Here is a 14,833-nt window from a genome sequence, read left to right on the forward strand (position 1 = left end):
GAGGGCCGTGGTGGAGGGACCGCTGCTGCTGCCCCCCCCCTCCGCCGCGGGCGGACCCGCCACGGCGAGCCCGTCGCCCCAGGCCGGGGAGTGCGACGACACCCACGTCAGCGCGGCCCGTGAGTCCAAGGCGGGCGCCGCGCACGCGGACGAGCCCAACGAGGTCAGCGCGGCCAGGGCCCAGGCCATGGACGCCGATCTGCAGCGCAGACTCGACCGTCTGCGCGCGAGCGGTCAGCGCTCCACCACGGCGGCCGCGACCACCGTTCCGGTGTACTTCCACGTCATCCACAACGGCGACACCGGCAAGCTCACCGCCACCGACATCGGCGAGCAACTGGCGGTTCTGAACGCCGGCTTCGGCGGCCAGGGCACCGGGAACGCCGACTCCGGCTTCCAGTTCACGCTGGCCGGCACGGACTACACCGACAACGCCTCCTGGTACCGCGGCATCACGCCGAACTCGGCGGCCGAGAAGGCCATGAAGTCCACTCTGCGCAAGGGCGATGCGGGCGCCCTCAACTTCTACACCGCGAACCTCGGCCAGGACCTGCTCGGCTGGGCCACCTTCCCCTCCTCGTACAACTCCGACCCCTCCGGCGACGGCGTGGTCGTCCTGGACACCTCGCTGCCGGGCGGCTCGGCCGCCAACTACAACGAGGGCGACACCGGCACGCACGAGGTGGGCCACTGGATGGGGCTCTACCACACGTTCCAGGGCGGCTGTAACGGCAAGGGCGACTACGTCGACGACACGGCGGCCGAGAAGGAGCCGGCCTTCGCCTGCCCCGAGGGCCAGGACACCTGCGCCCGCAAGCCGGGCGTGGACCCGATCCACAACTACATGGACTACACGTACGACAGCTGCATGTACCAGTTCACCGCGGGCCAGGCCAAGCGCATGCAGGACAGCTGGGCCGCGTACCGCGCCTGACGGAACCCGCCGCACACCGCCTACCGCCTACCGCCTGACGGAACCCGCCGCACACCGCGGAACGTCCCCCTCTACTCTGAGCTGCGACACACGGGGCAGAGGGGGAACCGGCGGCATGAGTGCGCCAGGCCAGATCATCGACGGCCGCTTCGAGCTCATCGAACGGCTCGGCAGCGGCGGCATGGGCACGGTCTGGCGCGCCCGCGACACCGCCCTCGACCGCGAGGTGGCGCTCAAGGAAGTCCGGCCCGTGGACCCGGCGTTCATCGAGCGGAACACCGTGCTGCGCGAGCGCGTCCTGCGCGAGGCGCGGGCGCTGGCCCGGCTCAGCCATCCGCACGTGGTGACGATCCACCAGATCCTGGAGCCCGGCGGGTACGCCCACCCCTGGATCGTGATGGAGCTGGTGCCGGGCGCCACGCTCCAGGACCGCCTGGCCCAGGGGCCGTTGACGTCGCCCGAGATCGCCCGGATCGGGCGCCAGGTGCTCTCCGCGCTGCGCGCCGCGCACGCCGCCGGGATACAGCACCGGGACGTGAAGCCCGCCAACGTGATGCTGCGCGCGAATGTCCCCCAAGGTCTTGAGGACCAGGGAGGTGCCCCCATAGCCGTCCTCACCGACTTCGGCATCGCCGCGCTCCAGGGCTCCACGGCCCTCACCCAGACCGGAGAGATGGTCGGCTCCCCCGAGTACATGGCCCCCGAGCGCATCCGCGGCACGGACAGCGATCCGGCCTCGGACCTGTGGTCGCTCGGCCTTGTCCTGTACGTGGCGGTGGAGGGCGTCTCCCCGCTGCGCCGGGCCACGACGCTGGCCACCCTGGCCGCGGTGCTCGACGAGCCGGTCCCGCCGGTGCGTTCGGGCCCGCTTGCCCCGGTGCTCGAGGCCCTCCTCGTACGGGATCCGGCGGCGCGGCCCGACGCGGCGCGGCTGGACGCGATGCTGGCCGAGGTCGAGGCGGGGCGGACACCCCGGTGGCCCGAGCGGCCGACCCTGACGGCGCCCACTCCACTGCTGCCCGCTCCGCCGGCGCCCCCACGGCTCGACGATCCGCGCCCCGAACCGTCCCCCACCGTGCGGCCCGCACCGCCGCGCTCGTCCGGTCGTACGCCGGTGATCGTCGCGGTCGTGGCCGTGGCCGTCGCGGTGGTGGCGGCCACGGCGCTGGTGTTCGCGCTGCGCGGCGACGGGGGCGCCGGCGGGCAGGGCAAGAACGGGGGGACGGGCACCGGCGCTCCCCCCGCGGCCGCGGCCGAGGGTCCGTCCGGCAAGCCGCCCACCACGCGTCCACCGTCCGGCACTCCGCCGCCGTCCGGTTCCCCGGGCGCGATCCCGGATGCCGGGCAGTGGGTGGCGATGCTGTACTCCGAACCGGCTTCGAGCGGTGAGGCGGCGCGCGACCGGCGCCTCGCGAAGCTGCGGGAGACGGTGCCGCAGACGACGTATGTGCTCAGCGACGACTACGCGTCGCTCAGGCCGGGCTTCTGGGTCTTCTACACCGGCCCGTTCCCCGACGGGCGCGCCGCCCTGTCGTACTGCGCCGAGCGGGGCCTGACGGACAGGAAGGAGTGCGTCGGCCGCTACATCAGCGCGCACTCCGCGGACTTCGCGCTGCAGTGCTACCCGCCGGCCGCCGCGCCGTCGGGTACGTGCAGGCGCGACTAGGGCCGGTCCTGCCGATCAGCCTCTGCCGCTAACTCGCCCTGCCGAGGCCCCAGTTCCGCCCGTACCGTCTGATGTATGGGGGAATGGCGCAAAACCTTGAAGGTACTGATCGCGGTCGCGGCACTGGCGGCACTCATCGCGCTCGCGCTGGCCGGGGGCACGGGCGGCACGGAGGACGAGAACAGTGCCGAGCCGGAGACGACCGGGAAGCCGCGGCCGTTCACGATCGCCGTCGTCACCGCCCACGCCTCGCGGGACCGGGCCGCGGCGGCCCGCGTCGCCCTCGACGAGTTGCGCGCACTGCTGCGGGACAACAAGTCGCCGGGCCGGCTGCCGCTGGAGTTCGTCGCGGTACGGCCACGGGACGGGCTGACAGCAGGAGCACTGCGCAGGACCCACCCGCGGCTCGTGGCGGTGGTCGCCGACGAGCCGCTCGAGGACATGGCCGGCAGCCCGGTCCCCGTGGTGGGCACCTGCCGCCCGGACGAGCCACCGGGCCCCGGCGAGGGCTTCACCGCGACCGTCGCTCCCGAAGTCGCCGAAGTGGGCTGGCAGTTGAGGACCTACCTCGCGAAGAAGCAACGGACGCAGCGGCTGCTCGTGTTCGGCGCGTGGGGCACCGACGCCGAGATTGCCGAGCAGCTGGGCGAACGCGGCGCCGACCCCGCGTGGGGCGGACCGAAGCCCGCCGCGGTGACCGTGGAGATCCAGCGGCCGGCCCACATGACCGCCGGGGAACTGCGGGCCGCGCTCTCCCGGGACAAGGGCCGCACCGCCGTCCACCTCTCGGGCACGCGCTCCACGCTCGCCGCCGATCTGCGCGCGCTCGGCCGAGCCGGATACCGCGGCACCGTCCTGCACTCCCCCGGCATCCAAAGCCCCTGCTACGAAACCGACCACGGGACACCCGGCCCGGTGCCCGCCGGCATCACCGTGCACCGCGTCGACACCGTCGCCCCCGGCGCCGTACGCGAGAAGGACTGCCAACGGGGCAACACCGAGCGGTGCCCGTGGCTGGTGCGGCTGCCCGACCGGCCCGGAGCGCTGGAGGAGTACGAGGCGGCTCAGGTGCTCGTCCGGATGTACCGGACCGTCTGGTACGAGGGCCGGGGCAGGGTGCCGGACGACCCCGACGCGATGGCCGGCGGGCTGCGCGAGGGGGTCGGCGAGCAGATCGGACGCAGCCTCGGCGGCTGGTTCGATCCGAGCGGCCAGGACCAGGGCCACACCTTCGGCTTCGGGCACGACATCTGGCTGCACCGGTGGACCGCGCGGGACGGCGGACGCTGGGAACGCCTCGGCCCCGTCTCGGCCCTCTACTGGTAGCGGGGCGCGCCGCTACCAGAGCGACTCGGAAGCCTCCGGGCCGACCGGTCAGTGCGACTCGTGGAAGCCTCCGGGCGACCGGTCAGAGCGTCTCGAGGAAGCCCAGCGCCGTCGTCCAGGTCTCCTCCGCCGCCTCGGCGTCGTAGTCCGGAAGGTCCGGGTCCGTGTAGAGGTGCCCGGCACCCCGGTAACGGAAGACCTCGACATCGGCGCCCGCCCGGCGCATCCGCAGATACCAGGCGTTCTGCCAGTCCTCCGGCTCGAAGGCATCAGGGTCGGCCACGTGCAGCTGCACCGGCAGATCGTCGGCCGAGGCATCGTCGGCGATGTCCGAGGTGCCGTGCAGCAGAAGCAGACCGCGGGCCTTGTCGTCGGCCAGGGCGACGTTCTGCGCCAGCGCCGCCCCGAGCGAGAAACCGGCGTAGACAAGACCGCTGTCGGAGTACGGTGCGGAGGCGGCGACGGCCCTGCGCAGCAGTTCGTCCGTGCCGATCTCTTCCTTGATCTTCCTGGCGTCCTCGACGTTCTCCGCGGTCTTGCCGTCGTAGAGATCGGGTACCTGCACCTCATGCCCGGCAGCCCTCAGCCGGTCGGCGGCTTGTTGTACAGCAGGGCGCAGGCCGTAGACCGAATGGAAAAGCATGATGTTCATGAGGCCATCGTGCCACCTACCCTCGGAGGCATGGAGAACGTGCTGCGCCCGTTGATCGTCATCGGCGCCGCGGTCGTCATTACGCTGGCCATCGGCTGGCTCGTCGACCGCCTCCTGCGCCGTACCGACGCCCGCCACACCGAGACTCCGCTGTGGGGGCTGCTGCGCCGTTGCCGGCTACCGCTGCAATGTGTGCTGCTCATCGCACTCTTGAGGGGGTCGTACGAGAAGGCCGAAGTATTCGAGGACCACACCGCGGGCATCGGCCGGGCGCTCAGCCTGGTCCTGATCGGGGCCTGCGCCTGGCTGGTGGTGCGGATCGCGGCGGCGGTCGTCGAGTCCAGTTACGCGCACTACGCGTCCCGCAGCCACGACCCGGCCAGGCTCCGCAGGGTCCGCACCCAGGTGAGCCTGATCATGCGCGTGGTCACCGCGGTGGTCGCCGTGGTGGCGGTCGCCGCGATGCTGCTGACCTTCCCCGCGATGCGCACGGTCGGCACGTCCATGCTGGCCTCGGCCGGTGTGCTCGGCATCGTCGCGGGCATCGCCGCGCAGTCCACGCTCAGCAATCTCTTCGCCGGATTCCAGATCGCGTTCGGCGACATGGTGCGGCTCGGCGACACCGTGGTGGTGGACGGCGAGTGGGGCACCATCGACGAGATCACGCTGACCTTTCTGACCGTACGGACCTGGGACGAGCGCCGGATCACCATGCCGGTCTCGTACTTCACCTCGCAGCCCTTCGAGAACTGGTCCCGCGGCGGCGCCCAGATGACCGGAACGGTCTTCTTCCACCTCGACCACATGGCGCCCGTGGCCAAGATGCGCGAGAAGCTCCACGACATCCTGCGCGAATGCCCGGCCTGGGACGGCCGTGACTGGGGCCTCGCGGTCACCGACACCACGCCCACCACGATCCAGGTCCGCGCTCTGGCCACGGCCAAGGACGCGGACGACATCTGGACGGTACGGGTGACGATCCGCGAACAGCTCGTCGGCTGGCTGGCCGACCACCACCCCTACGCCCTGCCCCGCGTCATGACGGCCTTCGCGACCCCGTCGCCGAACGGCGCCACGGACCACTCGGCACCGGACGGTACGGCTCCGAGGACAGGGCGGGGCTAGGAATCGAGCCCCGACGGGCTCACCGCAGACTGCGTACGTCGAGATGCCGCAGCACCCGGTCGACGATCTCCGGATCGGCGCCGGGTTCGCTGCGCGCGGAGAGCACTTCGTGCCGGGCGGCCGACAGCATCTCGCCCCGGATGGAGCGCATCCGCTTCATCTTGGCGGCCCGCTCGGCGAAGTGTTCCTTGCGGTGGTCGTCGAGCATGTCGGGGTTGATACGCATCCCGATGTCGAGGGCGGCGCGCATCAGTTGGTCCATCGAGTCCTGCGAGAGCTCCTCGACGGCCTCGATCTCCTTGAGCCGCGCCTTCGCCGCCTTGGTGGCCCGCAGCGCCAGCTCCACCTCGAAGGCGTCCTCGGCCTCGGCGTCCGCCTCGACCCCGAGCCTCTTCACCAGCCAGGGCAGCGTCAGCCCCTGGCATACGAGGGTGGCCATGATGACCCCGAACGCGATGAACACGATCTCGTCCCGCCCGGGGAACGGCGAACCGTCGTCCATTTTCAGCGGAATGGCCAGGGCCAGCGCGACCGATGCCACACCGCGCATGCCCGACCACCACATGACGACGGTCTCGCGCCAGCTGACGGGGATCTCCTCGTCGTAATCACGCCGGTCGTGCAGCTTCTTCGCCAGCCAGGTCGCCGGCAGCAGCCACAGCAGACGCACGAACACGACCACCCCGACGATGGCCGCGGCCCAGCCGCTCCATTCCACCCAGCGGCCGGAGGCCGCCGAGATCGCGTTGTGCAGTTCGAGGCCGATCAGGCCGAAGGCGATCCCGGTGACGAGGGTGTCGACGATCTCCCAGAAGCTGCGATTGACCAGACGCCCCATCACGTCGTCTGCGTCCGCGGCGTGTTCGGCGATGAAGAGCGCGGTCACCAGGACGGCCAGCACTCCCGAGCCCTTCAACTCCTCGGCCGCCACGTACGAGACGAACGGCACGAGCAGCGTGAGGCCCACCTGCAAGGTGGCGTCCCCGAGCAGCCCGATCAGCTTGTTGGTCGCCCAGCCGAGCGCCACACCCACCGCGACGGCGACGACGGCCGACAGCACGAGTTCGAGGGCGGCCTGGGGCAGCGAGAAGGTTCCGCTCACGGCGGCGGCGATGGCCACGTGGTAGAGCACGATCGCCGTCACATCGTTGAAGAGCCCCTCCCCTTCGAGGATCGACACCAGCCGCCGCGGCAGCCCGAGTTGACCGGCGACGGCGGTCGCGGCCACCGGGTCGGGCGGTGCGACCAGCGCCCCGAGCGCGAGCGCGGCAGCGAGCGGCAGTCCGGGCACCAGGGCATTGGCCACCAGGGCGACGGCCGCGGTGGTGACGAACACCAGCGCCACGGCGAGCAGCAGAATCGGCCGCAGGTTGGCCGCGAACTGCCGCCAGGAGGTCCGCTGCACGGCGGCGTACAGGAGCGGCGGCAGCACCAGCGGCAGGATGTAGTCGGGGTTGATCTCCACGTTGGGCACGAACGGCAGCAACGCGAGCACGATCCCGGCGAGCGTCATCAGGACGGGCGCCGGCAGCTTCAGCCGCTCCCCGACCGGCACACTGACCACGGCCCCGAGCAGCAGCACGAAAAGCAACGCCAACTGTTCCACGGGGCCTCCGGTCGCACGCCAAGATCACGTGCCCCCAAGGGTGCCACGCAAACCGGACATTCCCGCCCGGCCCCGGGCCGAGCCGTCCGGCCATGCCACCAACGCCCACCTCATGGCGCGGTCGAAGCCCGCCTCATGGCGCGGTCGAAGCCCGCCTCATGGCGCGGTCGAAACCCGTGTCATCGCTCGTTCAAGGCCCGCCGCATCGCGCGATGCTCGATCCCAGCGTCCAGGAACTCCGGCCCGTACACCTCGTACCCGAGCCGCTCATAGAACCCCAGCGCATGGGTCTGGGCGTGCAGGTCCACCGCGGTGAGCCCCCGTGCGGCGGCACACTCCTCGATGGCCCGCACCAGCGCGACCCCGACCCCGAGCCCCCGCGCGGGCTTCGCCACCGCGAGCCGGCCCAGCGAACCGACCGCGGCGTCACCGGTCTTGGCGACCCCCGCCGCACCGAACAGCAGCCGCCCGGTCCCGAGCGGCAGCCCGTCCTCGGCGCGGACGGCGAGGACATGGACCGCCCCGGCGTCGTACGCGTCGTACTCGATCTCCTCGGGCACACCCTGCTCGCCCACGAAGACCTCTTTGCGTACGAGGAAACACGCCGCGCGGTCCTCGTCGGCCACCGCTTCCCGTACGACGAAACGCGCGTCCCCGCCCTGCGAACTCACCGGTATGTCTCCGCGGCGATCAGATCGAGGGCCTTCTGCAGATCGGCCGGGTACCCGCTCGCGAACTCGACCCACTGCCCGTCGCCGGGGTGCTCGAAGCCGAGCTTCACCGCGTGCAGCCACTGCCGCGTGAGCCCGAGGCGCTTGGCGAGGGTCGGGTCGGCGCCGTAGGTCAGATCGCCCACGCACGGGTGTCGATGAGCCGACATATGGACCCGGATCTGATGCGTACGGCCGGTCTCCAGCTTCACATCGAGCAGCGAAGCCGACCGATAGGCCTCGATCAGGTCGTAGTGCGTCACCGACGGCTTGCCGTCGGCCGTGACGGCCCACTTGTAGTCGTGCTGCGGGTGCCGCCCGATGGGAGCGTCGATCGTGCCGCTCAGCGGGTCCGGATGCCCCTGCACGAGCGTGTGGTACCGCTTCTCCGGCACCCGCTCCTTGAACTGCCGCTTCAGCGAGGTGTACGCGCGCTCCGACTTGGCGACCACCATCAGACCCGACGTACCGACGTCGAGCCGGTGCACTACACCCTGCCGCTCGGCCGCACCGGACGTCGAGATCCGGTAGCCGGCCGCCGCGAGACCGCCGATCACGGTGGTCCCGGTCCAGCCCGGCGACGGGTGCGCGGCCACGCCCACGGGCTTCACGATCACGACGATGTCGTCGTCGTCGTACGCGATCTCCATGCCCTCGACGGGCTCGGCCACGACCTGCACGGGCGCGGGCGCCTGCGGCATCTCGACCTCGAGCCAGGCGCCCCCGTGCACCCGCTCGGACTTCCCGACCACAGCCCCGTCGACCTGCACCTTTCCGGCAGCAGCCAGCTCGGCCGCCTTGGTGCGGGAGAAGCCGAACATGCGCGAGATGGCGGCGTCGACGCGCTCGCCCTCAAGGCCGTCGGGTACGGGCAGACTGCGGGTCTCGGGGTGTGTACTCACCTGGAAAGTATGACGGACCGCCGCGGACTCCTCGTCCGCAGCGGTCCCAGGGCCCGAAAGGGGCGGCCGTAAGACCTCAGTCCTTGTGTACGGTGCCGTCCGGGTCGAGGCCCTTGAAGGACAGGATCACGATCAGGATGCCGCCGCAGACGATCGCCGAGTCCGCCAGGTTGAACACCGCGAAGTTCTTGGGCGCGATGAAGTCGACGACATGCCCCTCGAAGACACCGGGCGCACGGAACAGGCGGTCCGTGAGGTTGCCGAGCGCACCGCCGAGCAGCAGACCGAGCGCGATGGCCCAGGGCAGGCTGTAGAGCTTGCGGGCGAGCCGGATGATCACCACGATCACGGCGGCGGCGATACACGTGAAGATCACAGTGAAGGCCTGGCCCATCCCGAACGCGGCGCCCGCGTTCCTGATCGCCTCGAAGCGCAGCCAGTCGCCGACGATCTCGATCGGCTCGTGGTGCTCCAGCTTGGCGACCACGATCATCTTGCTGATCAGGTCGAGCGCATAGGCGACCGCGGCGACCGCGAAGAGCGCCACGATCTTGCGGCCGCCCTTGGGCGCCTTCCCGTCCTCTTGGACTCCCTCGGCCTGCGGGTCCTGCTCCGGCTCCGCGCCTTCAACATCCGGCGTACCGATGATGCTCTCCGCCTCTGCCACGTGAGTCCCTCAACCTAGATGCCTGACTGAGCACGAGGGTACGACACATACCTGCGGCGTCCGAGACTCAAGTACGGCGTTCCTGCTTCTGCTTGCACTCCACGCACAGGGTCGCCCGCGGGAAGGCCTGCATCCGTGCCTTGCCGATCGGATTGCCGCAGGTCTCGCACAGTCCGTACGTCCCCGCGTCGAGCCGCTCCAGGGCCCGCTCGCTCTGCTCGAGCATCTCGCGCGCATTGTTCGCGAGCGCCATCTCGTGCTCGCGCGTGATGTTCTTGCTGCCGGTGTCGGCGTCGTCGTCACCGGCACCGTTGCCCGAGTCGCGCATCAGACCAGCGAGCGCCTCCTCGGAGGTGGCGATCTCCGAGCGCAACCGCAGGATCTCCGACTGCAGCTCGGTACGCGCCTCGGTCACCTCCTCCGGAGTCCACGCGTCCTCACCGGGGCGGACCGCGAGCTCACCGGGCTCGGCCGCCACGTTGCGCGCCTTGGGCACCGCACCGCCGCCCTTGCCCGAGGCGACCGTCTCGACCGTCTTCACAGCCTTCTTCACACCCACCGACCTGGCTCCTGTCTGCTTCGCGGCCTGTTCGCTGCTGTCCGGCTTGCTCTGCGCCTTACTGGCCGCCGCCTTCTTGGCCGGCGCTTTCCTGACCGCCGTCTTCTTGGCCGCCGCCTTCTTGGCCGCGGCCTTCTTGGCCGCGGCCTTCTTCGCAGGAGCCTTCGCCGCGGTCTTCTTCGCGGCACCCGCCTGCGTCGCGCTCTTCTTCGCGGCCGTGGTCTTCGCGGCCGCCTTCTTGGCCGTCGTCGTCTTCGTGGCCGTCGTCTTCACAGCGGTCTTCTCGGCCGCGGTCTCCTTCACCGCCGCCGTCGACTTCACCGCCTTGCCCGACGCCGCCTTGCCCGACGCCGCCTTGCCCGACGCCGCCGCCTTGTCCGTACGAGGTGCCGCGGCCGCGGTCGACTTCTTGCCGCTCACGTCCTTCGCCGCGGAAGTGGATCTACTCGACGCCGAATGCTGTTCGGCGGTCTTTTTCGCCACCATGGCCGCGGCCCCTTCACATATTGTGATCTTGCTCGCGAATCGTGCTGGGACGATAAATCGACTCCAGGCCCGCGGCAACGGGGCACGCCGCCCGATCCACCCGCCCCGCACCACCCACGCGACGGGTCTGCATCGGTTGTGCCCAGCTCCCCGCGCCGTAATCCGCGACTGTGCCCTGGCCGGATCCCCAGGAGCCGCCGTGTGGCATTCGGGTCACTCCACGCCCACCTGCCGATCCTTGCCCGATACCCGTCCGGAGCCCGGAAACCGGTCGGCCGAGCCGCCCCGGGCCCCGTACACTGGGCACTGCGAAAAGGCATCGATGGGGACGAGTAGCGTCCGTACGCAGCCAGGAGCGACCCGGGGACGGTGTGAGCCCGGGGGCGAGCGCGAACGTGAAGATCACCCCGGAGCCGCCGGAAGAAAGCCGCAGCCGGACGCGAGCAGCGAGGGCAGCGGCCAGTAGACCCGGCATCGCGACCCCAATGAGGGGGTCCGTCGGCGCACGCCGAGGGGCCAAGGAGGGTGGTACCGCGGGAGCCCTGCGCCAAGAGCTGCAGGCACTCGTCCCTCCGACGGAAGGCAGCACATCCGCCGGAGGACGACAGATGACGCAGTACCAGCAGGTACCCGCCCAGGTCGACCTGCCCGCCCTCGAGCACGCGGTGCTCGACTTCTGGCGCGAGCAGAAGATCTTCGCGAAGAGCCTCGAGCAGTCCGAGGGACGCCCCGAGTGGGTGTTCTACGAGGGCCCGCCGACGGCCAACGGCATGCCGGGTGCCCACCACATCGAGGCCCGCGTCTTCAAGGACGTCTTCCCGCGCTTTCGCACCATGCGCGGCTACCACGTGGGCCGCAAGGCCGGCTGGGACTGCCACGGCCTGCCCGTCGAGCTCGCCGTCGAGAAGGAGCTCGGCTTCAACGGCAAGAAGGACATCGAGGCGTACGGCATCGCCGAGTTCAACGCCAAGTGCCGCGAGTCCGTGACCCGGCACACCGATGCCTTCACCGACCTCACGACGCGCATGGGCTACTGGGTCGACCTCGACGACGCCTACCGCACCATGGACCCGGAGTACGTCGAGTCGGTCTGGTGGTCCCTGAAGGAGATCTTCAACAAGGACCTCCTGGTCCAGGACCACCGCGTGGCCCCCTGGTGCCCCCGCTGCGGCACGGGTCTGTCCGACCACGAACTCGCGCAGGGCTACGAGACGGTCGTCGACCCGTCGGTCTTCGTCCGTTTCCCCCTCACCTCCGGACCTCTGGCGGGCGAAGCCGCTCTCCTGGTCTGGACGACGACCCCCTGGACCCTGGTGTCCAACACGGCGGTCGCCGCACACCCCGACGTCACCTATGTCGTGGCGACGAACGGCACCGAGCGGCTCGTGGTCGCCGAGCCGCTGCTCGCGAAGGCCCTGGGCGAGGGCTGGGAGGCCACCGGCCAGTCCTTCACGGGCGCCGAAATGGAGCGTTGGAACTACCAACGTCCGTTCGAGCTCGTGGAGTTCCCGGCCCCGGCGCACTTCGTCGTCAACGCCGAGTACGTGACGACCGAGGACGGTACGGGTCTGGTCCACCAGTCCCCCGCGTTCGGCGCCGACGACCTCCTGGTCTGCAAGGCGTACGACCTCCCCGTCGTGAACCCGGTGCTGCCCGACGGCACCTTCGCGCCCGAGGTCCCGCTGGTCGGCGGCGTCTTCTTCAAGAAGGCCGACGAGAAGCTCACCGCGGACCTCGACGAGCGCGGACTGCTCTTCAAGCACATCCCGTACGAGCACAGCTACCCGCACTGCTGGCGCTGCCACACCGCGCTGCTCTACTACGCGCAGCCCTCCTGGTACATCCGTACAACTGCCGTCAAGGACCGCCTCCTCGAAGAGAACGAGAAGACCAACTGGTTCCCCGACTCGGTCAAGCACGGCCGCTTCGGCGACTGGCTGAACAACAACATCGACTGGGCCCTGTCCCGTAACCGCTACTGGGGCACCCCGCTGCCGATCTGGCGCTGCGAGGAGAACCACCTCACCTGCGTCGGCTCCCTCGGCGAGCTCTCCGAGCTGACCGGCACCGACCAGTCGGCGCTCGACCCGCACCGCCCGTACATCGACGACGTCACCTTCACCTGCACGCACGACGGTTGTACGCAGACCGCCGTGCGCGTCCCGGAGGTCATCGACGCCTGGTACGACTCGGGTTCGATGCCGTTCGCGCAGTGGGGCTACCCGCACAAGAACAAGGAGCTCTTCGAGTCGCGCTACCCGGCGCAGTTCATCTCGGAGGCCATCGACCAGACGCGTGGCTGGTTCTACACGCTGATGGCGGTCGGCACGCTCGTCTTCGACAAGTCCTCCTACGAGAACGTGGTCTGCCTCGGCCACATCCTCGCCGAGGACGGCCGCAAGATGTCCAAGCACCTGGGCAACACCCTGGAGCCCATCCCGCTGATGGACCAGCACGGCGCCGACGCGGTGCGCTGGTTCATGGCAGCCGGCGGCTCCCCGTGGGCCGCGCGCCGCGTGGGCCACGGCACGATCCAGGAGGTCGTCCGCAAGACCCTCCTCACGTACTGGAACACGGTCGCCTTCCAGGCCCTGTACGCCCGTACGTCGAAGTGGGCCCCCTCGGACGCCGACCCGGCCGCGACCGAACGCCCGCTCCTGGACCGCTGGTTGCTCTCCGAGCTGAACGCGCTCGTCGAGCAGACCACCGAGGCCATGGAGGCGTACGACACCCAGCGGGCCGGCAAGCTCCTGTCGTCGTTCGTCGACGATCTCTCCAACTGGTACGTGCGCCGCTCCCGTCGCCGCTTCTGGCAGGGCGACAAGGCCGCGCTGCGCACGCTGCACGAGGTCGTCGAGACGGTCACGCGCCTGATGGCCCCGCTGACCCCGTTCATCACCGAGCGGGTCTGGCAGGACCTGATCGTGCCGGTCACGCCGGGCGCCCCGGAGTCGGTCCACCTGTCGACGTGGCCGGAAGCCGACAAGTCCCTTGTGGACCCGTCGCTTTCGCAGCAGATGCTGCTCGCCCGCCGCCTGGTGGAACTCGGCCGCGCAACGCGTGCCGAGTCCGGCGTCAAGACGCGCCAGCCACTGTCGCGTGCGCTGATCGCCGCGGTCGGCTTCGAGCAGCTCGGCGAGGAACTGCGCACGCAGATCACCGAGGAGCTCAACGTCCAGTCCCTCGCTTCTCTGAGCGAGGTCGGCGGCTCTCTGGTCGACACGACCGCGAAGGCCAACTTCCGTGCCCTCGGCAAGCGCTTCGGCAAGGGCGTCCAGGACGTGGCCAAGGCGGTCGCGAACGCGGATGCGGCAGCGCTCTCCCTCGCACTCCGCGAAGGCACAGCGACCGTCGAGGTCAACGGCGAGACCGTGACCCTGACCCCCGACGAGGTCTTCATCACGGAGACCCCGCGCGAGGGCTGGTCGGTGGCCTCGGAGTCCGGCGCCACGGTCGCGCTCGACCTGGAGATCAGCGAGGAGCTGCGCCGCGCGGGCCTGGCCCGTGACGCGATCCGCCTGATCCAGGAGGCCCGCAAGAACAGCGGCTTCGACGTCGCGGACCGCATCGCGGTGCGCTGGTCGTCCTCGGACGACGCCATGACCGAGGCCCTGAACGAGCATGCCGAGCTGATCGCGGACGAGGTCCTGGCCGTGGATTACGCCGAGGGCGAGGCGGACGACTCGTTCGGCGAGACGTTCAAGGACGAGGCCCTGGGCCTGGACTTCCGCCTGCGCAAGGCGCAGGGGTAGCCCCCCGGCCCCCCCCCCCCCCCACGGGGCCGGCCGACCCGCCCTCCCCCGCGGCCCGCCCCCGCCCTGCGTGGCGAGCAGATTCACCGAGCTGGGCATCGACTGCCACGATCCGGAGCTCCAGGCGGCCTTCTGGTGCGAGGTCCTGGACTTCAAGGTGATCGACCGGAGCGAGGACCAGGTCGAGATCGGTTCCTGGTCGCCGACCGTCGAGGACGTGCGGGCCCGCCAGATGCCGCCCACCGTGTTCTTCGCCAAGGTGCGATTCTGTGTCCTTCGCACGCTGGCTCCGTAGCGCCCGCAAAGAGCGGCACCCACGGCAACCCGCACCCCACCGCCACCCGATCCGGTGGATCCATGGCCATCGCCGCTTCGGCGATCCGTACCGCCGCACACCTGCACAGCTCCAGGCATACAAAAGGGCCGGGCCCCGGGGAGAGCCCCGGGG

The 14,833-nt window shown here is 70.6% G+C and carries 11 protein-coding genes and 1 pseudogene; 6 read left to right on the plus strand and 6 right to left on the minus strand.

The window, feature by feature from the left end; genetic code table 11:
* The first annotated feature begins 7 nt into the window (after positions 1 to 7).
* The 3 genes from JAO81_RS39880 to JAO81_RS39890 all read left to right on the plus strand — a co-directional run bounded on the left by JAO81_RS39880 (position 8) and on the right by JAO81_RS39890 (position 3,926).
* A complete protein-coding gene (locus tag JAO81_RS39880; protein WP_307814182.1) occupies positions 8 to 934 on the plus strand; it encodes a zinc metalloprotease in 927 nt (308 codons plus the stop codon).
* 115 nt (positions 935 to 1,049) lie between these two features.
* Positions 1,050 to 2,600 (plus strand): serine/threonine-protein kinase, encoded by a 1,551-nt coding sequence (locus tag JAO81_RS39885; RefSeq protein WP_199552906.1) that lies wholly within the window; start codon positions 1,050 to 1,052, stop codon positions 2,598 to 2,600.
* 96 nt (positions 2,601 to 2,696) lie between these two features.
* Positions 2,697 to 3,926, plus strand: a complete 1,230-nt coding sequence (locus tag JAO81_RS39890; protein WP_199552907.1) for a hypothetical protein — start codon at positions 2,697 to 2,699, stop codon at positions 3,924 to 3,926.
* Positions 3,927 to 4,008: 82 nt separating this feature from the next.
* On the opposite strand, the gene JAO81_RS39895 is transcribed toward JAO81_RS39890, so the two are convergent.
* On the minus strand, positions 4,009 to 4,578 hold the full coding sequence (locus JAO81_RS39895) for a dienelactone hydrolase family protein (RefSeq protein ID WP_199552908.1): 570 nt from the start codon (positions 4,576 to 4,578) through the stop codon (positions 4,009 to 4,011).
* A 30-nt stretch (positions 4,579 to 4,608) separates the two neighbouring features.
* Between JAO81_RS39895 and JAO81_RS39900 the strand changes: the two genes are divergently transcribed.
* Entirely contained in the window at positions 4,609 to 5,703 is a 1,095-nt protein-coding gene (locus JAO81_RS39900; protein ID WP_199552909.1) for a mechanosensitive ion channel family protein, read from the plus strand.
* Positions 5,704 to 5,722: 19 nt separating this feature from the next.
* Here the strand turns inward: JAO81_RS39900 and JAO81_RS39905 are convergent, their stop codons facing one another.
* The 5 genes from JAO81_RS39905 to JAO81_RS39925 form a co-directional block, all read right to left on the minus strand.
* Positions 5,723 to 7,309: a Na+/H+ antiporter gene (locus tag JAO81_RS39905; protein WP_199552910.1), complete on the minus strand. Its 1,587-nt coding sequence runs from the start codon at positions 7,307 to 7,309 to the stop codon at positions 5,723 to 5,725.
* Between the two features lie 179 nt (positions 7,310 to 7,488).
* Positions 7,489 to 7,980 (minus strand): GNAT family N-acetyltransferase, encoded by a 492-nt coding sequence (locus tag JAO81_RS39910; protein WP_199552911.1) that lies wholly within the window; start codon positions 7,978 to 7,980, stop codon positions 7,489 to 7,491.
* Positions 7,977 to 8,921, minus strand: coding sequence for an RluA family pseudouridine synthase (locus JAO81_RS39915; protein ID WP_199552912.1), 945 nt, complete (start codon positions 8,919 to 8,921; stop codon positions 7,977 to 7,979). The genes JAO81_RS39910 and JAO81_RS39915 overlap by 4 nt, the downstream gene beginning before the upstream one ends.
* A 76-nt stretch (positions 8,922 to 8,997) precedes the next feature.
* The gene (gene lspA, locus JAO81_RS39920) at positions 8,998 to 9,588 is read right to left on the minus strand and encodes a signal peptidase II (RefSeq protein ID WP_199552913.1); all 591 of its coding nucleotides are present in this window, start codon (positions 9,586 to 9,588) and stop codon (positions 8,998 to 9,000) included.
* Positions 9,589 to 9,655: 67 nt separating this feature from the next.
* Positions 9,656 to 10,633 (minus strand): TraR/DksA family transcriptional regulator, encoded by a 978-nt coding sequence (locus tag JAO81_RS39925; protein ID WP_199552914.1) that lies wholly within the window; start codon positions 10,631 to 10,633, stop codon positions 9,656 to 9,658.
* Between the two features lie 608 nt (positions 10,634 to 11,241).
* On the opposite strand from JAO81_RS39925, the gene ileS reads away from it, so the two are divergent.
* Both ileS and JAO81_RS39935 read left to right on the plus strand, forming a co-directional pair.
* Positions 11,242 to 14,385 (plus strand): isoleucine--tRNA ligase, encoded by a 3,144-nt coding sequence (gene ileS, locus JAO81_RS39930; protein ID WP_199552915.1) that lies wholly within the window; start codon positions 11,242 to 11,244, stop codon positions 14,383 to 14,385.
* Between the two features lie 70 nt (positions 14,386 to 14,455).
* A pseudogene (locus tag JAO81_RS39935) lies at positions 14,456 to 14,647 on the plus strand (VOC family protein); the annotation flags it as partial.
* Positions 14,648 to 14,833 lie beyond the last annotated feature (186 nt).

Source organism: Streptomyces sp. N35, from assembly GCF_016464295.1.
Lineage (GTDB): Bacteria > Actinomycetota > Actinomycetes > Streptomycetales > Streptomycetaceae > Streptomyces.

Bases quoted from the DNA above. Each gene is read 5' to 3' on its own strand.
- JAO81_RS39885 (WP_199552906.1), top strand. From the start codon at position 1,050: ATGAGTGCGCCAGGCCAGATCATCGACGGCCGCTTCGAGCTCATCGAA.
- JAO81_RS39895 (WP_199552908.1), bottom strand. From the start codon at position 4,578: ATGAACATCATGCTTTTCCATTCGGTCTACGGCCTGCGCCCTGCTGTA.
- JAO81_RS39900 (WP_199552909.1), top strand. From the start codon at position 4,609: ATGGAGAACGTGCTGCGCCCGTTGATCGTCATCGGCGCCGCGGTCGTC.
- JAO81_RS39925 (WP_199552914.1), bottom strand. From the start codon at position 10,633: ATGGTGGCGAAAAAGACCGCCGAACAGCATTCGGCGTCGAGTAGATCC.
- ileS (WP_199552915.1), top strand. From the start codon at position 11,242: ATGACGCAGTACCAGCAGGTACCCGCCCAGGTCGACCTGCCCGCCCTC.